The sequence below is a fragment of the Micromonospora sp. NPDC050784 genome (assembly GCF_044456765.1).
GTDB lineage: Bacteria > Actinomycetota > Actinomycetes > Mycobacteriales > Micromonosporaceae > Micromonospora > Micromonospora foliorum.
Map to the genome: position 1 here is coordinate 384,514 of NZ_JBITGG010000003.1, position 19,467 is coordinate 403,980.

The 19,467-nt window shown below is 72.2% G+C and carries 13 protein-coding genes; 6 read left to right on the top strand and 7 right to left on the bottom strand.

Annotation, left to right across the window (positions count from 1 at the left end; translation table 11 throughout):
- Positions 1 to 26 precede the first annotated feature (26 nt).
- Positions 27 to 1,391, bottom strand: a complete 1,365-nt coding sequence (locus ACIBD9_RS06235; protein WP_396715015.1) for a glutamine synthetase family protein — start codon at positions 1,389 to 1,391, stop codon at positions 27 to 29.
- A 91-nt stretch (positions 1,392 to 1,482) separates the two neighbouring features.
- Between ACIBD9_RS06235 and ACIBD9_RS06240 the strand changes: the two genes are divergently transcribed.
- On the top strand, positions 1,483 to 2,628 hold the full coding sequence (locus ACIBD9_RS06240) for a PQQ-dependent sugar dehydrogenase (RefSeq protein ID WP_396715017.1): 1,146 nt from the start codon (positions 1,483 to 1,485) through the stop codon (positions 2,626 to 2,628).
- 18 nt (positions 2,629 to 2,646) lie between these two features.
- On the opposite strand, the gene ACIBD9_RS06245 is transcribed toward ACIBD9_RS06240, so the two are convergent.
- The 5 genes from ACIBD9_RS06245 to pcaF all read right to left on the bottom strand — a co-directional run bounded on the left by ACIBD9_RS06245 (position 2,647) and on the right by pcaF (position 9,552).
- Complete coding sequence (locus tag ACIBD9_RS06245; RefSeq protein WP_396715019.1) at positions 2,647 to 4,233, bottom strand: amino acid permease; 1,587 nt, start codon at positions 4,231 to 4,233, stop codon at positions 2,647 to 2,649.
- Positions 4,234 to 4,586: 353 nt separating this feature from the next.
- Entirely contained in the window at positions 4,587 to 5,087 is a 501-nt protein-coding gene (locus tag ACIBD9_RS06250; protein WP_396715021.1) for a DUF456 domain-containing protein, read from the bottom strand.
- Positions 5,088 to 5,253: 166 nt separating this feature from the next.
- Entirely contained in the window at positions 5,254 to 7,419 is a 2,166-nt protein-coding gene (locus tag ACIBD9_RS06255; RefSeq protein WP_396715023.1) for a putative bifunctional diguanylate cyclase/phosphodiesterase, read from the bottom strand.
- Between the two features lie 4 nt (positions 7,420 to 7,423).
- Entirely contained in the window at positions 7,424 to 8,236 is an 813-nt protein-coding gene (locus ACIBD9_RS06260; RefSeq protein ID WP_396715025.1) for an SAM-dependent methyltransferase, read from the bottom strand.
- Positions 8,237 to 8,346: 110 nt separating this feature from the next.
- A complete protein-coding gene (gene pcaF, locus ACIBD9_RS06265) occupies positions 8,347 to 9,552 on the bottom strand; it encodes a 3-oxoadipyl-CoA thiolase (RefSeq protein WP_396715027.1) in 1,206 nt (401 codons plus the stop codon).
- 107 nt (positions 9,553 to 9,659) lie between these two features.
- Between pcaF and ACIBD9_RS06270 the strand changes: the two genes are divergently transcribed.
- From ACIBD9_RS06270 to ACIBD9_RS06285, 4 genes are all read left to right on the top strand, one after another.
- Positions 9,660 to 10,625 (top strand): glutathione S-transferase family protein, encoded by a 966-nt coding sequence (locus tag ACIBD9_RS06270; protein ID WP_396715029.1) that lies wholly within the window; start codon positions 9,660 to 9,662, stop codon positions 10,623 to 10,625.
- Positions 10,618 to 11,301 carry a DUF998 domain-containing protein gene (locus tag ACIBD9_RS06275; RefSeq protein ID WP_396715031.1) on the top strand — a complete coding sequence of 228 codons (684 nt, stop codon included), beginning with the start codon at positions 10,618 to 10,620 and terminating at the stop codon, positions 11,299 to 11,301. Before ACIBD9_RS06270 ends, ACIBD9_RS06275 begins: the two co-directional genes overlap by 8 nt.
- 168 nt (positions 11,302 to 11,469) lie before the next feature.
- Complete coding sequence (locus ACIBD9_RS06280) at positions 11,470 to 12,762, top strand: dicarboxylate/amino acid:cation symporter (protein WP_396715088.1); 1,293 nt, start codon at positions 11,470 to 11,472, stop codon at positions 12,760 to 12,762.
- A 69-nt stretch (positions 12,763 to 12,831) separates the two neighbouring features.
- Positions 12,832 to 13,899: an NADH:flavin oxidoreductase/NADH oxidase gene (locus ACIBD9_RS06285; RefSeq protein ID WP_396715033.1), complete on the top strand. Its 1,068-nt coding sequence runs from the start codon at positions 12,832 to 12,834 to the stop codon at positions 13,897 to 13,899.
- Between the two features lie 49 nt (positions 13,900 to 13,948).
- Here ACIBD9_RS06285 and ACIBD9_RS06290 read toward each other — a convergent pair whose 3' ends face one another.
- Complete coding sequence (locus tag ACIBD9_RS06290) at positions 13,949 to 17,530, bottom strand: ATP-binding cassette domain-containing protein (RefSeq protein ID WP_396715035.1); 3,582 nt, start codon at positions 17,528 to 17,530, stop codon at positions 13,949 to 13,951.
- Positions 17,531 to 18,724: 1,194 nt separating this feature from the next.
- Between ACIBD9_RS06290 and ACIBD9_RS06295 the strand changes: the two genes are divergently transcribed.
- Positions 18,725 to 19,288 (top strand): hypothetical protein, encoded by a 564-nt coding sequence (locus tag ACIBD9_RS06295; RefSeq protein ID WP_396715037.1) that lies wholly within the window; start codon positions 18,725 to 18,727, stop codon positions 19,286 to 19,288.
- Positions 19,289 to 19,467 lie beyond the last annotated feature (179 nt).

Here is a 19,467-nt window from a genome sequence, read left to right on the forward strand (position 1 = left end):
GATCGACGCGGCGGTGGGGTGCGGAGTCAGAGGCGTTCGAAGCCACGGGTCAGCTCCCAGTCCGTCACCGCCGCGTCGAAGGCCGCCAACTCGACCCTCGCCTGGTTGGCGTAGTGGGCCACCACCTCGGGGCCGAACGCCTCCCGGGCCACCGTCGAGCCCTCCCACAGGGCCAGGGCGTCGCGCAGGGTGCCGGGGACGCGCTCGGCCTCCGGGTCGTCGTACGCGTTGCCGGTGCACTCCGCGCCCAACTCCAGCTCACCGTCGATGCCGTGCAGCGCCCCGGCGACCAGCCCGGCGATCGCCAGGTACGGGTTGACGTCGGCGCCGGGCACCCGGTTCTCCACCCGCATGCCCTGCCCGTGCCCGACCACCCGCAACGCGCAGGTGCGGTTGTCGACGCCCCAGCGCAGCGCGGTCGGGGCGAACGACCCCGGCTGGTAGCGCTTGTAGGAGTTGATGTTCGGGGCGAAGAGCAGGCTGAATTCCCGCATGGTGGCCAGCAGCCCGGCGAGCACCCGCTGCCCGGTCTGCGACAGGTGCGCCGGCCCGTCGCCGAGCATCGCCGACGAGCCGGACGAGTCCCGTAGCGAGAAGTGGATATGGCAGGAGTTGCCCTCCCGCTCGTTCGGCTTGGCCATGAAGGTGATCGCCAGCCCCTCCTGGGCGGCGATCTCCTTGGCGCCGTTCTTGTAGATCACGTGGTGGTCCGCGCAGGCCACCGCCTCGTCGTACCGGAACGCGATCTCGTGTTGGCCGAGGTTGCACTCGCCCTTGGCGCTCTCCGGGGTGAGCCCGGCGCCGGCCATCTCAACGCGGATGCGGCGCAGCAGCGGCTCCACCCGGGCGGTGCCGAGCAGCGAGTAGTCGACGTTGTACTGGTTGGCCGGGGTCAGGTCGCGGTAGCCACGCTGCCAGGCGTCCTCGTACGAGTCGCGGAACAGCACGAACTCCAGCTCGGTGCCGGCGTACGCGGTCAGCCCGTGCTCGGCCAGCCGGTCCAGTTGCCGGCGCAGGATCTGCCGGGGCGAGGCGACCACGTCACCCGAGCCATCGAGCCAGGTCAGGTCGGCCAGCAGGAGGGCGGAGCCGGGCTGCCAGGGCACCCGGCGCAGGGTGGCGAAGTCCGGCACCATCGCGAAGTCGCCGTAGCCGCGTTCCCAACTCGACATCGCGTACCCGTCGACGGTGTTCATGTCGACGTCAACGGCGAGCAGGTAGTTGCAACCCTCGCTGCCGTTCTCGGCCACCTGATCGAGGAAGAACGGCGCGTGAAACCGTTTGCCCTGCAAGCGGCCCTGCATGTCGACCAGGGCCAGCACCACGGTGTCGATCTCACCGGCTTGGACGGCGACCCGCAACTCTTCCAGCGAAAACGGCGTTCTGCTCATCAGGGGGCCTCCATCACCAAGGTCTACTGGCAATCCGGATCACCGTCAATGCCCCCGGCCCGGTCGGCGGCAAACCACGCGAGGAGCTGTCATGCGTCTTCGAGCAATCCTGACCGTCGCGGTCCTCGTCACCGGGTTGGGCACGACGGTGCAGGCCGAGGCGGAGGTGCAGGCGGCGCCTGGTCCGGTTGTCGCACTGGGTGCGGGCGGCTTCGACTTCGCGGACCCGGAGGTCGTGGCGACGGGGCTCGACGTCCCCTGGGGGCTCGACTTCCTCCCGGACGGCAGCGCCCTTGTGGCGCAGCGCGACCGGGGCACGGTGGTGCGGATACGACCAGGCCAGCCGCCCGTGCAGGTCGCCCAGATTCCCGGCGTCGTCGCGGGGGGCGAGGCGGGGCTGCTCGGCCTGGCCGTCTCCCCCCGCTACTGGCTGGACCGGTGGGTGTACGTCTGCTTCACCACCGCCTCCGACATCCGGATCACGCGATTCCGGCTCAGCGCGCCGCAGACCCAGCAGGTGATCCTCAGCGGGCTCACGCGGGCGTCGGTGCACAACGGTGGTCGGATCGCCTTCGGCCCGGACGGGCTGCTCTACGCCGGCATCGGTGACGCCGGTGTCGCCTCCAACGCGCAGAACCTGGCCAGCCGCAACGGCAAGATCCTGCGGATCCGGCCGAACGGCGGCATCCCGGCGGACAACCCGTTCCCCGGCTCGCCTGTCTACAGCTACGGGCACCGCAACGTGCAGGGGCTGGCGTGGGACCCGCGCGGTCGTCTCTTCGCCACCGAGTTCGGCCAGGCAACCTGGGACGAGGTAAACGTCATCGTCCGCGGCGGCAACTACGGCTGGCCGATCGTGGAGGGCCCGAGCAACGACCCCCGATTCCGCGCCCCGGTGGTCGTCTGGCCGCCGGCGCAGGCGTCGCCGAGTGGTGCCGCGTTCACCAACGGCACCCTGTTCGTCGCCGCTCTGCGGGGAACCCGGCTCTGGGCCGTGCCGGTGAGCGCGTCCGGGCAGGTCGGCACCCCGGTCGCCGAGCTCGTGGGCGTCTACGGCCGCCTCCGTACCGTCGTCGCCGCCCGGGACGGCTCGCTCTGGGTGACCACCAGCAACCGCGACGCCAATGGCACGCCGACGCCAGCGGATGACCGCGTTCTGCGCTTCACGGCCGGCGAGCGGCAGCCGCCGCCCGCCGGCCGTGCCGGATCCCACGCCGTCGATGCCGCGCAGCCCTGATCCGCAGCGGGGCACCGGTCATTCCGACCCGTCTACCGCCGCCGACCGTCGTTCGTCCGCCGGCTCCTCAACGGTACGGACCGGGCCGGTGAACCACTTGCGGGCCGAGGCGTACCACCAGACGGCGACCACCAGCAGCACCCCGCCGACGGCGAGCGGCGCGTAGTTCACCGCCGACCAGGTGAACCCGTCGTTGCCGGGCACCCCGGCGGGCACGATCGGCAGCACGAAGTAGACGGCGATGATCGCGATCTCGATCACCGCGACCCAGCCGAACAGCTTGTACTTGCGGCCCAGCGTCCACGGCCCGGGAACGAACCGGTCGCCCATCCGCAGCCGGAGCGCGATCGGGATGAGGAACGACAGGTAGAGCCCGAGCACCGCGACGGAGACGACCGCGTAGAAGGCGATCGGGATACCGGCGGAGCTCTCGTAGAGCGCCGGCAGGGTCAACACCAGACCGGCCAGGGTGGCGCCGATGATCGCGTTGACCGGGGTGCCGTTGCGGTCGACCCTCGACCACAACCGCCATCCGGGTACGGCCCGGTCCCGGCTGAACGCGTACGCCATCCGGCTCATCGAGGTCACGCAACTCATGCCGCAGAAGAACTGCCCGATGGTGGAGATGATGATGACGATCTTGAAGAAGACCGGGGTCAGCGCGGACTCGAAGATGGCGCCGGAGAAGCCGCCCGCGGCGTTGACCGCCTCGACGTCGGTGGCCGCGAAGAGGAACGCCAGCAGCAGGATCCAGCCGCCGACCGCCGAGTAGAAGATCGACTGCCAGAGTCCGCGGGCCGCCGCCTGCGAGGCGCCCCGGGTCTCCTCGGAGACGTGCGCGCAGGCGTCGAAGCCGGTGATCGTGTACTGGGTCAGCAGAAAACCCAGCGGCAGCACGTAGAACCAGAACGTCAGCCCGCCGATGTCCCCGTTCCCGAAGCCGGAGTTGTTGAACCGCTCGGTGAACACGAACTGGAAGCTCTGGTGGTTGTCGGGCACGAAGACCAGGATGGCCACCACCACGGCCGCGCCGGCCACGTGCCACCAGACCGAGACGTTCTGGAGTACGTCGATGATCCGGTGTCCGAAGATGTTGATCAGCCCGTGCAGCACCAGGATGATCACGAAGAGCACGAACGCCTGCCGCAGCGTCCCGGCCCAGCCGTCGAAGAGCGCCGACAGGGTGAGGTTGAGGAACGTCGCGCAGCCGTAGTCGACCGAGGCGGTGACCGCCACCAGACCGATCAGGTTCAGCCAGCCGGTGAACCAGCCGTGCACCGGGCGGCCCATGGTCGCCGCCCACCAGTAGATCCCGCCCGCGGTCGGGTACGCCGACACCAGCTCCGCCATGCAGAAGCCGATGATCAGGATGAACAGCGAGATCAGCGGCCAGCCCCAGGAGATCGCGACCGGGCCGCCGTTGTTCCATGCCTGGCCGAAGGTGGTGAAGCAGCCGGCCAGGATCGAGATGATCGAGAAGGAGATGGCGAAGTTGGAGAAGCCACTCCACTTGCGGCGCAACTCCTGTTTGTAGCCGAGTTCAGCGAGCCGTCGGGCATCCTCGTCCATTGGTTGCTCGGCGGTCGGCACGGGGGTCGTGGCCACTGCACACCTCCCTGAGGTGGTTCCGCGTGCGAGTGGGCAAAGTGTCGTCCCGGCCGATCAAGGCGGTCAATACGTAGTCGGTGGGAATCTCACCGCCGTCGGACTAATTGCGTTGCCGTCCGGCCGCCCCGGCCCGCATCCTGGACCGGTGACCAGGCCCGATCAGGGCCCACCCGGGCGCTCGGACCGCCCGACCACGGTGGCGCGGGGCACGCCTCTCTCTCACGTACGGGCAATCCGCCGTACCCAAAAAGTGCCCCGCGCCCCACCTCCCCTCGTGATCAAGAGATTTGCGTCAGATTTCTGGCCCCAGCTGACCGAAAGCTCTTGATCAACGCGGAAAGGGGCGTGGGTCAGGTTAGGAGGAGGCCGGTTACCCAGAGGGCTGCGACTACCAGGCCGGCCAGGAACTCCACAAGCATCGACAGGCCGGCGGCTTTGAGGGCCTGCACGGTGGACGGCCAGGCCAGCTGGTTGCTGCCCAGCCGTAGGCGTTCCGCCGCCCACACCCCGGCCACGAAGCCGAGCACCAGCCCGACGACCGGCACCACGAAGAACCCGATGATGCCGAGCACTCCCCCGGCGAGCAGCGTGGACGTCGGCACACCGGTGCGCTTCAGGTTCCGGCCCGGCCACGCGTACTTGATCACAGTGCCACCCGCGGCGACCAGGGTGGCTGCGGCGAACACCGCCCAGCCACCCGGGCCGGCGCCGCCGAAGACGGCCCAGACCAGCACGCCGCCCCAGCACAGCGGCAGCGCCGGCAGGCCGGGCACCACCACACCGGCCAACCCGGCCAGGATGGCCAGCCCGGCCACCACGGTCACCGCCGTCTGCGAGTCCGTCAGGTCCACGCCGCCACCCTCCGTCGCCACCATCCGGACCGGAACGGTCCCCCACTCACGCCAGCACTCCGCTTCGCGCCACGCCGTTGTGCCTGCCGGTTCGCTCGCCGCGCTCGCTCACGCCGCCACCCCTCCGCCGCGCTCGCTCACGCCGCCACCTCGCCGCCGCGCTCGCTCACGCCAACGCTCCGCCGTTGCGCAGCCGGGAGGTGATGGCTTCGGCCGGGGCCGGCGAGCCGAAGTACCGGCCCTGCCCGGTGTCGCAGCGCAGCGCCCGCAGCCGTTCCGCCTGCACGTCGGTCTCCACCGCCTCGGCCGTGACCCACAGCTCCAACGCGTGCGCCAACCGGACCAACGCGTCGACGATCCGTTCGTCGCGGTGGTCGGCGGCCACGTCGGCGCCGTCCGCGCGGATGCCCTCGACGAACGGGCCGGCGAGCTTCAGGCAGTGGATCGGCAACCGGCGCAGGTACGCCAGGTTTGAGTACCCGGTGCCGAAGTCGTCCACGGCCAGCCGGACGCCGAGCGCGGCGAGCCGGTGCAGGCTGCGCAACGGTTCACCGGCACTGCCCATCACGGCGCTCTCGGTCAGCTCCAGTTGGAGCAGCTCGGCGGGCAGCCCGCTGGTCTGCAACGCGTCGGCGACGGTATCCACGATGGCCGGTTCGTCGGCCTGCCGCGCGGCCAGGTTGACGCTGACCACCAGCCGGGCGTCCGGGAACTCCCGCCACCACCGTTCGGCGTCCGCGCAGGCCCGCCGCAGCACCCACTCGCCGAGCCGGACGATCAGGCCGGTCTCCTCGGCCAGGCCGATGAACCGGTCCGGCCCGATCAGGCCCAGCTCCGGGTGCTCCCAACGAACCAACGCCTCCACCGCGAGCATGGTGCCCTCCAGCAGCGACACGATCGGCTGGTAGTGCAGCACGAACTCGCCCCGGTCCAGTGCGGCGGGCAGTCCGGCGACAAGCGCCGAGCGGGCGATGTCCCGGGCGCCGCGCTCGGGGTCGTAGACCGCCCACCGGCCCCGACCCGCCGCCTTGGCCCAGTAGAGCGTGGTGTCCGCGGCCTTCATCAGCTCCGACGCGGTGGTCTCCGAGGCGGGGCACTGCACGATGCCCACACTGGCCGAGACGGCCAGTTGGTGCTCACCGACGTGGACCGGGGCCGCGACGGCCGCCAGCGCGGCCTCCGCGACGGCGACCACGTCGTCGGTGTCGTCCCCTCCGTCGACGAGGATCACGAACTCGTCGCCCCCCATCCGGGCGACCAGGTGGCCATGGTCGGCCACGCACGCGGCCAGCCTCCGGCCGATCATCACGAGCAGCCGGTCACCGAGGTCGTGGCCGAGACTGTCGTTGATCGCCTTGAAGCCGTCCAGGTCGAGGAAGCACACCCCGACCCGCTGCCCGACGCCCGCGGTGTCGAGCACCCGTCCCAACGTCTCGAAGAACAGCGTCCGGTTGGGCAGTCCGGTCAGCGGGTCGTGCAGCGCCTGGAAGCGCAGCCGCTGCTGGAGTTCGTACCGCTCGGTGATGTCCTCGATCATCGCGACCGTGAATCGCGGCCGGCCCTCGTGCCGGATCAGCGAAACGGCCAGGTCCGTCCAGACCACGCTGCCGTCCTTGCGGTAGTAGCGCTTCTCCACCCGGACCGCGTCGTGCTTGCCCTCGATCAGCTCCTGGTAGAGCTCCCACATCCCGGCGGCGTCGTCGGCGTGGAACAGCGCCGCGACGTTGATCTCGCGCAACTCCTCGATCGAGTAGCCGAGCATGTCGGCGAAGGCCTGGTTGACGTCGATGATCCGGCCGTCCACACCGGCGATCCCAATCCCGATCGCGGCACCGGTGAACACCGCCCGGAACCGCGCCTCGCTCTCACGCAGCGCCTGCTCGACCTCGTCGCGCGCCTGCCAGGCCGACCGGGCGATCCGCTCCTGCTGGCTGAAGGTGCGGTCGCGCAACGCGCGGGCGAACCCGGCGGCCAGGCCGCCCTGCACCGCCGCGATCCGGTCGGCGAGGTCCGCCGGCCGGTCGCCGTCGCCAAGGACCCGCCGCCCGAAGGTGGCACCGAGCGCGTGCAGCGTCCACTCCAGGGCCTGCGGCTCGGTGAGGTGCGCCTCCACCAGGGCCCGCCCGACCTCCTCGGCCGGGCGGGCGGTGAACGGCTCCGCCCGTACCGCCTGGGCCAGCCGGATCGTGTGCACCAACAGCAGCCGCTCGGTCTCCGCCAGGCTCAGCGGCACGAAACCGAGGCGGCGCACCGCGCGGGCCCAGTCGGCGGCGTACCCCTGGGGGTCGGCCCGGCCGGCGGCGACCCCGGCGGGGTCGGGGACGGCGGCCACGGGATCAGCCGGCGGGCTGGTCGTACCGGGCGACGCCCCCGAAGGCGCCGAACCGCTCCGGGCGCTCGTCCACGTCGGACGGTGAGTCGGGGCGCCAGAGCGGCATGTGCACCACGCCCGGTTCCAGGACGGTCCAGTCGCCGAAGAAGCCGGTGACCTGTGCGCGGGAGCGCAGGGTGATCTCGGTGTCGGTACGGGCGGAGAGGCGCTGGGCGTCCAGCATCTCCTGCGGCTGGTCCTCGAAGGTGGAGTGCGAGATGACCAGGAAGCTGCCCGGTGCGGCGACGTCCCGCAGGGTGGCCAGGATCGCCTCGGGTCGGTCGGCGTCCGGGATGAAGTGCACCACCCCGGCCAGCAGGATGCCCATCGGTCGACTGAAGTCGATCAGCCCGAGCTGTCGGGTCTCGGCGAGGATCTGCTCCGGCTCACGCAGGTCGGCGTGGATGACCCCGGTCAGGTCGTTGCCGGCGAGCAGCTCACGGCTGTGCGCGACGGCCACCGGGTCGATGTCGACGTACACCACGCGGGCCTTGGGGTTCACCCCCTGCGCCACCTCGTGCACGTTGCCCACGGTGGGAATTCCGGAGCCGATGTCGAGGAACTGGTCGATGCCGGCGTCGAGCAGCACCCGGACGGCCCGGCGCAGGAAGTCCCGGCCGGAACGCATGGTGGCGGCGAGATTCGGGGTCATGCTGGCGATCTGCTCGGCCAGCTTCCGGTCGATCTCGAAGTTGTGTGCCCCACCCAGAAAGTAGTCGTACACCCGGGCCGCGCTCGGCCTGGTCAGATCGATCTCGGTCGGCAGTCCGTCCGGCATCAGCGTGCTCCCCAGTTCATCGCCGCGGCGCGGGACGGCACCGGCGTCGGGGCGTGCCGCGGGCACGCGTGGGCACCGGTCGACCCGCGGGTCGTGTGGTGTGGACCACTCTAGGCGGCTGACTCCAGCAACAGCGAGATGCCTTGACCAACGCCGATGCACATGGTGGCCAGGGCCCGGCGCCCGCCGCGACGGCGCAGCTCCAGGGCGGCGGTCAACGCCAGCCGCGCGCCGCTGGCACCGAGCGGGTGCCCGAGCGCGATGGCCCCACCGTTCGGGTTGACGTGGTCGGCGTCCACGGGCAGCCCCAGCTCGCGCAGCACCGCGACGGACTGCGCGGCGAACGCCTCGTTCAGCTCCACCACGTCCACCGCGTTCACCTCGACGCCGACGCGGTCGAGCAGCTTGCGGGTGGCCGGCACCGGGCCGATCCCCATGATCCGGGGCGGCACACCGGCCGTCGCCGCGCCCACGATCCGGGCCAGCGGGGTCAGGCCGTACCGGGAGACCGCCGCCTCGCTGGCCACCAGCAGCGCGACCGCGCCGTCGTTGACGCCCGAGGAGTTGCCGGCGGTCACCGTGCCGCCGTCGCGGAACGGGGTGGGCAGCGCGGCCAACTTCTCCAGAGAGGTCTCCCGGGGGTGCTCGTCGACCTCGACCAGTCGGGTCTCCCGTCGACCGGCCGGCACGGACACCGCGACGATCTCCTCGGCGAAGCGGCCGTCGGCCTGCGCCTTGGCCGCGCGCTGCTGCGAGCGGTACGCGAAGGCGTCCTGCTCGGCCCGGCTGACGCCGTACTCGGCGGCCACGTTTTCCGCCGTCTCCGGCATCGAGTCGACCCCCCACCCGTCGCGCATCAACGGGTTCACCAACCGCCAGCCGAGGGTGGTGTCGTACACCTCGGCCGAGCGGGAGTACGCCGACGTCGCCTTCGGCATGACGAACGGCGCCCGGCTCATGCTCTCCACCCCGCCGGCGATCACCAGCTCCGCGTCCCCGGCGACGATGGATCGGGCGGCGGTGGCGAGCGCGTCCAGGCCCGAGCCGCAGAGCCGGTTGACCGTGCTGCCGGGCACCTCCTCGGGCAGGCCGGCCAGCAGCGCCGCCATCCGGGCCACGTTGCGGTTGTCCTCGCCGGCCTGGTTGGCGCAGCCGAGCACGACGTCGTCCACCCGGGCCCAGTCCACCGACGGGTGGCGGGCGACCAGCTCACGGATCACGTGCGCGGCCAGGTCGTCGGGGCGGACGCCGGCCAGCGCGCCCGCGTACCGACCGATCGGGGTGCGGACACCGGCCACCAGGTATGCCACGGTCATCGCGAGTCCTTAGGGGGTGCAGACGGCGGGGGGTGGGGCACGCCCACCGGGTCGCGAGGGCTGCCGGCCGCCAGGATATCCGCGCCGGCAGCGGATAGGTTGACGGCATGGCCCGGGCCCAGTTCAGCGCAGAGACCAGCGGCGGTGGCGCGTTCGTCCGCCAGCCGAACAGGTTCACCGGTCGGGTCACCGCCGACTCGACCTCCCCACCCGGCGGCGGCCCGGACGAGCAGGACCGTTGGCCCCTGGAGGCCGGCCGCTACCGGCTGATCTGGTGCCGCGCCTGCCCGTGGGCACACCGGGCGAGGATCGTGCGTGGCCTGCTCGGGCTGGACGACGCGATCTCGCTGGGCACCGTCGACCCGATCCGGGACGAGCGGGGCTGGGCGTTCGCCCTCGACCCGGACGGCTTCGACCCGGCCCTCGGCGTGAGTTTCCTCTCCGAGGCGTACCTGGTCACCGACCCGGACTACACCGGCCGGGTGACCGTGCCGGCGCTCGTCGACACCCTGACCGGCCGGGTGGTCACCAACGACTATCCGCAGCTCACCCTCGACCTCTCCACCGAGTGGCGGCCGCTGCACCGTGCGGGGGCGCCGGACCTGTACCCGGTCGAACTGCGCCCCGAGATGGACGCGCTGATGGCCGAGATACACGCCGACGTGAACAACGGCGTCTACCGGTGCGGGTTCGCCACCTCCCAGGAGGCGTACGACGAGGCGTATCGGGCGCTCTTCGCCCGGCTGGACGCGCTCTCCGAGCGGTTGGCCGGGCAGCGCTACCTGATGGGTGACGCGATCACCGAGGCCGACGTACGGCTGTTCACCACGTTGGTCCGCTTCGACGCCGCGTACCACGGGCACTTCAAGTGCAACCGCAACAAGCTGACCGAGATGCCGGTGCTCTGGGCGTACGCCCGGGACCTGTTCCAGACGCCGGGTTTCGGCGAGACGGTGGACTTCGACCACATCAAGCGGCACTACTACGGCACGCACCGGGAGATCAATCCCAGCGGCATCGTGCCACTCGGGCCGGACGAGTCCGGCTGGCGCACACCGCACGGGCGTGGCTGAGCCGGGTCGGCCGGCCGCCCCGAGCGTGCCGAGGGCCCGCGGCGACGTCGCCCGCCGGGTCGCCGGGTCCGCCGCGGCCGGCTGCGCGCTGGCCGGCGCGGTGGCGGTGACGCTCGCCGTGGTCACCGGTCCCGGTCCAGGGTTCACCGGGTACGTCAGCGAGGCGGGCATCGCCGGCAGCGCCCATGCCGCGACGTACCGGATCGGGATCCTGGCCCTCGCCGGCGCGTTGCTGCTGATCGGCGCGGCACTGCCCCCCGGGGTGTGGGCGGCGGCCCCGGCGCTGCTCGCCACCGCGGCCGTGTTCACCGCCGTGTCCGGGGCGGTGACCTGTTCCGACGGCTGCCCGCTGCCGCCGTTCGAGCGCGCGACGACGGCGGACCTGGTGCACGGCGGCGCGAGCATCGTGGCGACCGCGGCGGTGGTCTTCGCCATGATCACGCTTGCCGTCTCCGGGCCGGCCGGCCCGACGGTGCGTCGACTGGCCGCCGCCGCCGCCGTGCTGTCCCTGCCGCTCTGCGCCACGGTGGGGCTGGCGATGCTCGTGATCGGCCGGGGCCCGGTGGTGGGGGTGCTGGAGCGGCTGATCCTCGCCCTGGCGGTGCTGTGGGGCCTGAGCACCGCCACCGCCCTGGCCCTCTGTAAGGAGCCTCACGCCGCCTGGTCCTTCCGATGAGCGGGAATCGGCGTATCGTCGGCGAACGATGACCAACGTCTGGGGCCTCACTGTCCGCCTGTATGTCGATCTCCGACTGCAGGCCAGTGGCATCTGTCCGGGCTAGCCGCGTTCCTACGCCTGCCCCGATCGGACCGGACAATTGGATCTCTCCCCATGCCCTTCAGCCTGCGCAAAATTCCCTTCTCCGTGCAGATCCTGCTCGGCCTCGTGCTCGGCGTCGCGCTGGGCTTCCTGGCCCGCACCAACGACCTGAGCTGGCTGACCAGCACCCTGCACACCGTCGGTAGCCTCTTCGTCCAGCTGCTCAAGCTGGCCGTGCCGCCACTGGTCTTCACCGCCATCGTGGTCAGCGTGGTCAGCCTGCGCGGCGTCGCCAACGCCGCCCGGCTGGCCCTCAAGACCCTGATGTGGTTCGGCATCACCGCGCTGATCGCGGTGAGCATCGGCATCGGCCTCGGCCTGCTCACCAACCCGGGCAAGGGCGTGACCCTCGACCTGGGCGGTGCGGCACCGCCGAAGAACACCGGCTCGTGGACCGACTTCCTCACCGGCATCGTGCCCACCAACCCGGTCGGCGCGTTCGTCGAGGGCAACGTCCTCCAGATCGTCTTCCTCGCCGTCGTCATCGGCGCCGCGGCCCTGCTGGTCGGCGAGGCCGCCGAACCGTTCGTGGCGCTCAACCGCTCCCTGCTGGAGATCGTCCAGAAGGCGCTCTGGTGGGTCATCCGACTTGCCCCGATCGGCACCCTCGGCCTGATCGGCAACGCCGTCGCCTCGTACGGCTGGGACCTGCTGGCACCCCTCGCGAAGTTCACCACCGCCGTCTACGTCGGCTGCGCCATCGTGCTGTTCGTGGTCTACCCGCTGGTGCTGATCCTCGCCGGCCGCCTCAACCCGCTGCGCTTCTTCGCCGGCGCCTGGCCGGCGATCCAGCTGGCCTTCGTGTCCCGCTCCTCGGTCGGCACCATGCCGGTGACCCAGCGCTCCGTCGAGCGTCTCGGCGTGCCCCGCGAGTACGCCTCGTTCGCGGTGCCCTTCGGCGCGACCACGAAGATGGACGGTTGCGCCGCCATCTACCCGGCCCTCGCCGCGATCTTCGTGGCCCAGGTGTTCGGCGTGCACCTCGGCGTCGGCGACTATCTGCTGATCGCCTTCGTCTCGGTGGTCGGCTCGGCGGCCACCGCCGGCCTGACCGGCGCGATCGTGATGCTCACCCTGACCCTCAGCACGCTGGGCCTGCCGCTGGCCGGCGCCGGCCTGCTGCTGGCCATCGACCCGATCCTGGACATGATCCGCACCGCCACCAACGTCGCGGGGCAGGCACTGGTGCCGACGGTGGTCGCCGCCCGCGAGGGCACTCTCGACCGCGCCGCGTACGAGTCCGCCGGCCGGCGTGACCTGACCGAGCCGGAGCCGGTCGCCGACCCCCGGCCCGAGCTCAGCCCCGTTCCTGCCTGAACGGTTCACCAGTACGACGACGGGCCCCTCTCCCCGGGGGCCCGTCGCCGTGTCGGAGAGGATCACCCCATGAGTTCCCTGTTCGCTCCCCTGGCCCTGCGCGGGGTCACCCTGCCCAACCGGATCGCCATGGCGCCGATGTGCCAGTACTCCGCCGACCCCGACGGTCTGCCCACCGACTGGCACCTGATCCACCTCGGCAGTCGCGCGGTCGGCGGCGCCGGCCTGGTGCTGACCGAGGCCACCGCCGTCCTCCCCGAGGGCCGGATCAGCCCCCAGGACACCGGCCTCTGGTCGGGTGCGCACGTCGACGCCTGGCGACCGGTGACCGCGTTCGTCGCCGCCCACGGCGCGGTGCCGGCCGTGCAGCTCGCGCACGCCGGCTTCAAGGCCTCCACCTACCGGCCGTGGGCGCCGGAGCGCGGTGGCGTGCCGGACGCCGAGGGCGGCTGGACGCCCGTCGCCCCCGGCCCGGAGCCGTTCATCGCCGGCTACCGGACGCCGACCAGCCTCGACGAGGCCGGCATCGCCGGTGTGGTCGAGGCGTTCGCGGCCGGCGCCGAACGCGCGCTGGACGCCGGCTTCGCCGCCGTGGAGATCCACGCCGCTCACGGCTACCTGCTCAACGAGTTCCTCTCGCCGCTCACCAACCACCGCACCGACTCGTACGGCGGCGACCGGGCCGCCCGGATGCGACTCACCCTGGAGGTGGCCCGCGCGGTGCGCGCCGCGGTCGGCGAGGACGTCCCGGTGCTGACCCGGATCTCCGCCACCGACTGGGTCGAGGGCGGCTGGACGATCGAGGACAGCGTGGTGCTCGCCGGTGAGCTGGCCGGCGTCGGCGTCGACCTGGTCGACGCATCCTCCGGCGGGGTGAGCACGGACCAGCGCGTCCCGCTCGGCCCCGGCTACCAGGTGCCGCTGGCCGCCCAGATCCGCCGCGAGGCCGGCGTGCCGACCGGCGCGGTGGGCCTGATCGTGGAGCCCGAGCACGCCGAGCAGATCGTCGCCGGCGGCGAGGCCGACCTGGTGCTGCTGGGCCGGGAGTTGCTGCGCGACCCGTACTGGCCGCGCCGGGCAGCCGCGAAGCTCGGTGTCGCGTACTCCGGGCCCGCCCAGTACGCCCGCGCCGCCTGACCCCCGGCCGGTCGGGCGGCCGCCGCGTGAGCGGCCGACCGGCCGTCGGTCAACCGGCCAGGTGCGACCAGTCGCCCTCCAGGTCCTGCCAGGTGCCCTGGGCCGCCACGGTGCCGCCGAGCAACACCACCACGTGGTCGGCCCGGACCAACGCGGCGCGCTTCGCGGTCGAGCCGACCACTGTCACCCCGTGGCCGCGCAACGCCTGCCACAGCGCGAGCTCGGTGGTGACGTCCAGCGCCGACGACACGTCGTCGGCGACCAGCAGTTCGGTACGGGGAGCCAGCGCCCGGGCCAACGCCAACCGCTGCAACTGCCCGCCGGAGAGCCGGGTGCCCTTGTGCCCGATGAGCAGGCCCAGTCCACCACCGGCGGCGGCCAGGTCATGGTCGAGCTGGGCGGTGCTGACCGCCCCGGCCGCGTCCACCTGGTGCCCGAGGGCGATGTTGTCGGCCACCGTGCCGGAGAGCACCCGGGGCAACTGACCGACGTAACCGACCTGGTTCGGGCGCAGGAACAGCTCCGGCTCGGTCACCGGGTCACCGTTCCAGGCCAGCTCGCCTGTGTGGTGCACGATCCCGGCCAGCCCCCGCAGCAACGAGGACTTGCCCGACCCCACCGGCCCGACGACAAGCACCAACTGCCCCCGCTGCACGGTCAGGTCCACGTCCCGGACGGCCACCGTCCCGTCGGAGTGCACCACCCCGAAGCCGCGCAGCTCCAGCCGGCGCAGCGGATGCCGGGGCGGCATGGTCGGCGCGGGCGCCGTCCCGGCGGTCAGGTCGACCTCCGGCACCCCCGCGGAGTACGCGCTCACCCCGGTCATCGCCGCCGTGCGCCGGGTCCAGACCCGCGCCGAGGGCAGCTGCGAGATCAACGACGCCGTCGTCCAGGCGAACCAGCGGGCCGCACCCAGGGTGGAGACGGCCACCAGCACCGCCCCGGCGGAGAGCGAACCGTTCAGGTAGAGCGCCCAGGCGCCGATCGGCAACAGCCCGCTGGCCATCGACGGTGTGGAACGCGCCCACACCTGCACCGAGATCTCCCGCCGCTGCCGGTCGCTGCGCAGCACGTCCAGGCCCGCCAGGTGGCGCAGCACCGCCGTCGTCGCGCCGGCGAGCTTCACCGTCCGCGCCGCGGAGAGCGCCGACACCAGCGCCGTGGCGAAGGAGGCCCGCGCCGCCACCGTCGCCCGGGCCGCCCGCTCCAGTTTCGGCCCGAACAACGTCGCGGCCAGCCCGGAGACGACCATCGTGCCGAGGAAGAACAACCCGGGTACGACGCTGCCGGTGACCGCCGTCATGGCCACCACGAGCACCAGCGCGACGGTCTGGTCCAACACGTTGTCGGCGAGCTGAACCACCCGCTCGGTGTCCCCACCCTGCGCCACCACCTCGGCGGGCGTGTGTGAGCTGACCCGGCGCGGCCCGGTCTGACCGTGCACCAGGCGAAGACCGATCCGCAGCATCTGCCGCACCCACCACTGCGGGAACCAGACATGGGTGTAGAACGGCAGCGGCAGGGTGACAAGCAGCCCGGCGACGATCCCCACCGCCGGCAGGTACGGGTTGCCGGTCCCGTCGACCAGGTCCGCCCAGAGCCAGGGCAGCACCGGACCGTCCAGCCCGAGCAGGCTGAGCCCGAGGAACAACACGATCGCGGTTGCCCCGTACCGGGGATCGTTGGTGCAGAGTCGGAAGATCTCCCGCAGCGTCCGGGCCGGCGGCTCCGGCGGCAGTGGCGGCGGGTCGGCCCGGGTCGGCCCGACCGCGCCCTGCGTGCCGTCGGGCGGTGTCTCCCGCTCGGCCCGCGTGGGTGTCGGCTCGGTCGGCCAGGCGGCGGCCTGCTCGTTCGCCGCGACCGGCTCGCCCCGCGCGGGCGCCGGCTCGGTCGGCCAGGGGTCGGTCGGCCCGGGGCCGACCAGCAGGTCGGTGCCGGTGCGACCGGCCGGCACCACCGTGGCGTACGCGGCGGCGTGGCTGGTCGCCAACAGTTCGGCGAAGCGCGTCGACGTCTCCAGCGGACCGGCCTCGACCACCGCGCCGTCGGCCAGGACGACCACCTCGTCACAGCGGCGTACGGAGGAGAGTCGGTGTGCGATGACGATGCCGATCCGGTCGCGCAGCAGTCGTTCGGTGGCCCGCTGCACCCGCGCCTCGGTGACCGGGTCCAGCCGCGCGGTGGCCTCGTCGAGGATCACCACGTGCGGCTCCCGGACCAGGATCCGGGCGAACGCCACCAACTGTTCCTGACCGGCGGAGAGCACGTGCCCGCCCTCCCCCAGCCGGGTCGTCAACCCGTCCGGCAGCTCGGCGATCCAACCGGCCAGGCCCAGCTCGTCGAGCGCCCGAGCCGCCGCGTCGAGCAACTCCGGGTCGAAGAGCGCCACGTTCTCGGCAAGCGTGCCGGCCAGGATCTCCGTACGCTGCGGCACCAACGCCACCCAGCGGCGCAACTGCTCCACGTCGAGGTCGCACAGGTCGGTACCGCCGAGGAAGACTGTGCCCGGCGGCACGTCGACCGCCCGGGTGAGCACCTTCGCCAGCGTCGACTTGCCCGACCCGGTGCGTCCGATCAGCGCGTACGAGCGACCGCGGGCGAAGGTGAGGCTGAGCCCGCGCAGCGCCGCCCCCCGGCCACTCTCCCCGTAGGCGAACGTGAGGTCCCGAATGCGCAGGTCACCCTCGCTCGGGCTGGCCCCGCCCACCGGCTCCTGCCGGGCCTGATAGAGCAACTGCACCCGCGCCCACGCACCAAGAGCCTCCTGGATCTCCGGCACCATCCGGCTGACGTGTTCCGCTGTCGCCCCGAAGGCCAGGGCGAGCAGCCAGATGGCGGTGAGCCGGGCGGCGTCGATCCGATCGGTGGCCAAGGCCCAGGCCCCGCCGAGCACCACCACGCCGATGCCGGCCCGGATCGTCGCGGTGGCCACCGTCGCCACCCGGGCGGACAACACCCAGACCACGGTGCCCCGGGACAGCACGGCAGCGGCCCGCCGGGCGTACAACCGCAGCACGTACGGCCGCGCCAGACTGGTGCGTACATCGTCCTGACCGTGCACCGCCTCCTCCATCACGGCGGCCAGGTCGGACCACGCCTCCTCCTCGGCCATCCGGGCCGGGCCGATCCGCGCCGTGGGCCGACGCAGACCGACCGCCAGCACCACCGTGAGCAGCAGCATCGCGATCCCCGCCGGCCACCACACGAACAGCGCCACGACCATCGACAACAGACCGACGCAGAGGCCCTGGGCGAGCCGGGTGCCCTGGTTACGAACCGCCGACGCCACCTGATAGACGTCCCCGTCGATCCGGTCCAGCAACTCGCCCACCGGAGTGGTCTCCAGGGTGGGCAAGTCCTGCCCGAGCGCGACGCGACAGAGCCGACGCCGCACGTCCGCCGACCAGTCGGCAGTCAGGCCGGCCATCAGCAGACTCACCGCCAGGTCGCTGAGGACCACGGCGACCAGAGCCGCGGCCAGGACGGCGAAGAAGCCAGCCGAACGATGCACCAGCACCGCGCCGGCCAGCGCCGACGCGCCCGCCTGCCCCGCGGCGCCCAACACGATCAGAACGGCCACGATCGTCATACGGCGGGTCGAGGTGCCCCACAGATCACGGAGCAGGCGCATGGAAAGTCCTCCGGGACGTGGGTGGCGGAGACCTCAGCCTGCCGGCACCAACCCACCAATTCAACCGATTTTCCGGCCCTGAGCAGGGCGTCCGGCAGTTCAGCCAGCGGCCGGTGTGGTGAGCGACGCCGACCGCGCCGTAGACATGCGGCCACCGGCTCAGACCCCGCCCCGCCGCCGGCCAACGGCGACAACCCGTCCCACACCCGCACCCGCCGCACCGCACGTCGCCCAGGCGACGTGCACGCTCGACGGCACACCCAGCGGACACCCGGCGGCACGCCCGGCGGCATGCCCGGGGACGCCCGGCGGCCCGGCCCGAGCGACGCCCGGCGGCCCGGCCCGAGCGACGCCCGGCGGCCCGGCCCGGGGGACGCCCCGCGGCACGCTCGACGGCAGACTCGGAAGCACTTTGGGGACGCTCGGCGGAGCGCCCGGCGAAGGCTCGACAGGGCTCGGCGGACGCTAGACTGAACGCTCGGCGAAGGTTTTGTCCGATTATTTCGAATTCCGCCACGTCGTGCCGCCATCGAACTTCTTGATCGACTCGGGTTTCAGGAAGTCGGGGTGTCCGGGCGTCCGGAATGCCCCGACTTCCGTGAACCCGAGTGGATCACGTCGGATGAGGGGCGATTCAACGCCACGGCCGGGCGCGGTGTGGGTGTTTTGTCCGACCCTGGGCGGTGTGGTTGGTGACCGAGTGCACCCGTGGGCTGGAATCGTGGCCGGGCCGGGGTCGTTACATACCCTGACGATCGCAGCACCACCAACCAGCCCCCGCCCGTCGGGGCGGTCACGCAGGTTGGAATGCCAGCCTCCGCCCGGTCGTTGCAGTCCGCACGAACGACCGACGGGCACCGCCTCGATGAGGGTGCCGGCAGGTGGGCCGCCCCCGGGAATGGCCCCGGCCCCCGGGTCGTTGTAGTCCCGACGAACGACCGCAGCCGCAGCCTCGACGAGAGTGCCCGGCAGGTGGGCCAACCCCGGAATGACCCCCGGCCCCCGGTCGTTACACGGGGACCCGGCGCCACGAGCCCCCGCTCGCCAGGTCGCCGACCCCGACGCCCGGTAGGCGTCAACCCCCAAAGACTTTCCCTCTTGTTTGTGCAGCGCCGGACGAGGTGCTCACACCCTCGCCGCCGTTCCCCCCTTTTTGGCGGTTGGGGTGTTCTACCCCCGAAGGAGCTACCCCTGATGAACACGATCTTCCGTAAGAGCATGTTGTCTGTTGCTGGTCTCGCGTTCGCCGGTGGTGTCTTCGCCGGCCCGGTCGCCGCGCACGCCAACCCGGCCGTGGACGCCAAGCCGGTCGCGGTGGCGGTGCAGACCAACGCGCCGAAGCCGCAGGGCGACCAGTCCCACATCACCCTGAACGACGAGCAGACCGCCAACGTCAAGGCGATCATCGCCGCCACGAAGAAGGCCGGCCTCCCGGAGCGGGCCGCGGTGATCTCGATCGCGACGAGCCTGCAGGAGTCGAAGCTGGAGAACCTGGGTCACCTCGGCGACATGAACGACCACGACTCGCTGGGCCTGTTCCAGCAGCGCCCGTCCAGTGGTTGGGGCACGCCGGAGCAGATCACCGACCCCGAGTACTCCACCACCGCGTTCCTCAAGGGGCTGAAGCAGGTCGACGGGTGGCAGGACATGCCGCTGACCGACGCCGCGCAGACCGTGCAGGTATCGGCCTACCCGGACGCCTACGCCCAGTGGGAACAGCAAGCCACCGACCTCGTCGCCCAGCACTGGAACAGCTGACCACCGCACCACCACCGCACGGCAAGACCACAGAACGACACCGACCGCTGGCCGGCACCCCCAATCCGGGGTGCCGGCCAGCGGCACGTCCACTTCCATTTCCGTGCGCGGGAGGCACGTGGATGCTGGTCGCTGACCGCGGATGCCGCGCCGCCGCGTACCCGCCGGGGGCGGATGGC

Bases quoted from the DNA above. Each gene is read 5' to 3' on its own strand.
- ACIBD9_RS06270 (WP_396715029.1), top strand. From the start codon at position 9,660: ATGGCCCGGGCCCAGTTCAGCGCAGAGACCAGCGGCGGTGGCGCGTTC.
- ACIBD9_RS06285 (WP_396715033.1), top strand. From the start codon at position 12,832: ATGAGTTCCCTGTTCGCTCCCCTGGCCCTGCGCGGGGTCACCCTGCCC.
- ACIBD9_RS06290 (WP_396715035.1), bottom strand. From the start codon at position 17,530: ATGCGCCTGCTCCGTGATCTGTGGGGCACCTCGACCCGCCGTATGACG.
- ACIBD9_RS06295 (WP_396715037.1), top strand. From the start codon at position 18,725: ATGAACACGATCTTCCGTAAGAGCATGTTGTCTGTTGCTGGTCTCGCG.
- ACIBD9_RS06240 (WP_396715017.1), top strand. From the start codon at position 1,483: ATGCGTCTTCGAGCAATCCTGACCGTCGCGGTCCTCGTCACCGGGTTG.
- ACIBD9_RS06260 (WP_396715025.1), bottom strand. From the start codon at position 8,236: ATGCCGGACGGACTGCCGACCGAGATCGATCTGACCAGGCCGAGCGCG.
- ACIBD9_RS06235 (WP_396715015.1), bottom strand. From the start codon at position 1,391: ATGAGCAGAACGCCGTTTTCGCTGGAAGAGTTGCGGGTCGCCGTCCAA.
- pcaF (WP_396715027.1), bottom strand. From the start codon at position 9,552: ATGACCGTGGCATACCTGGTGGCCGGTGTCCGCACCCCGATCGGTCGG.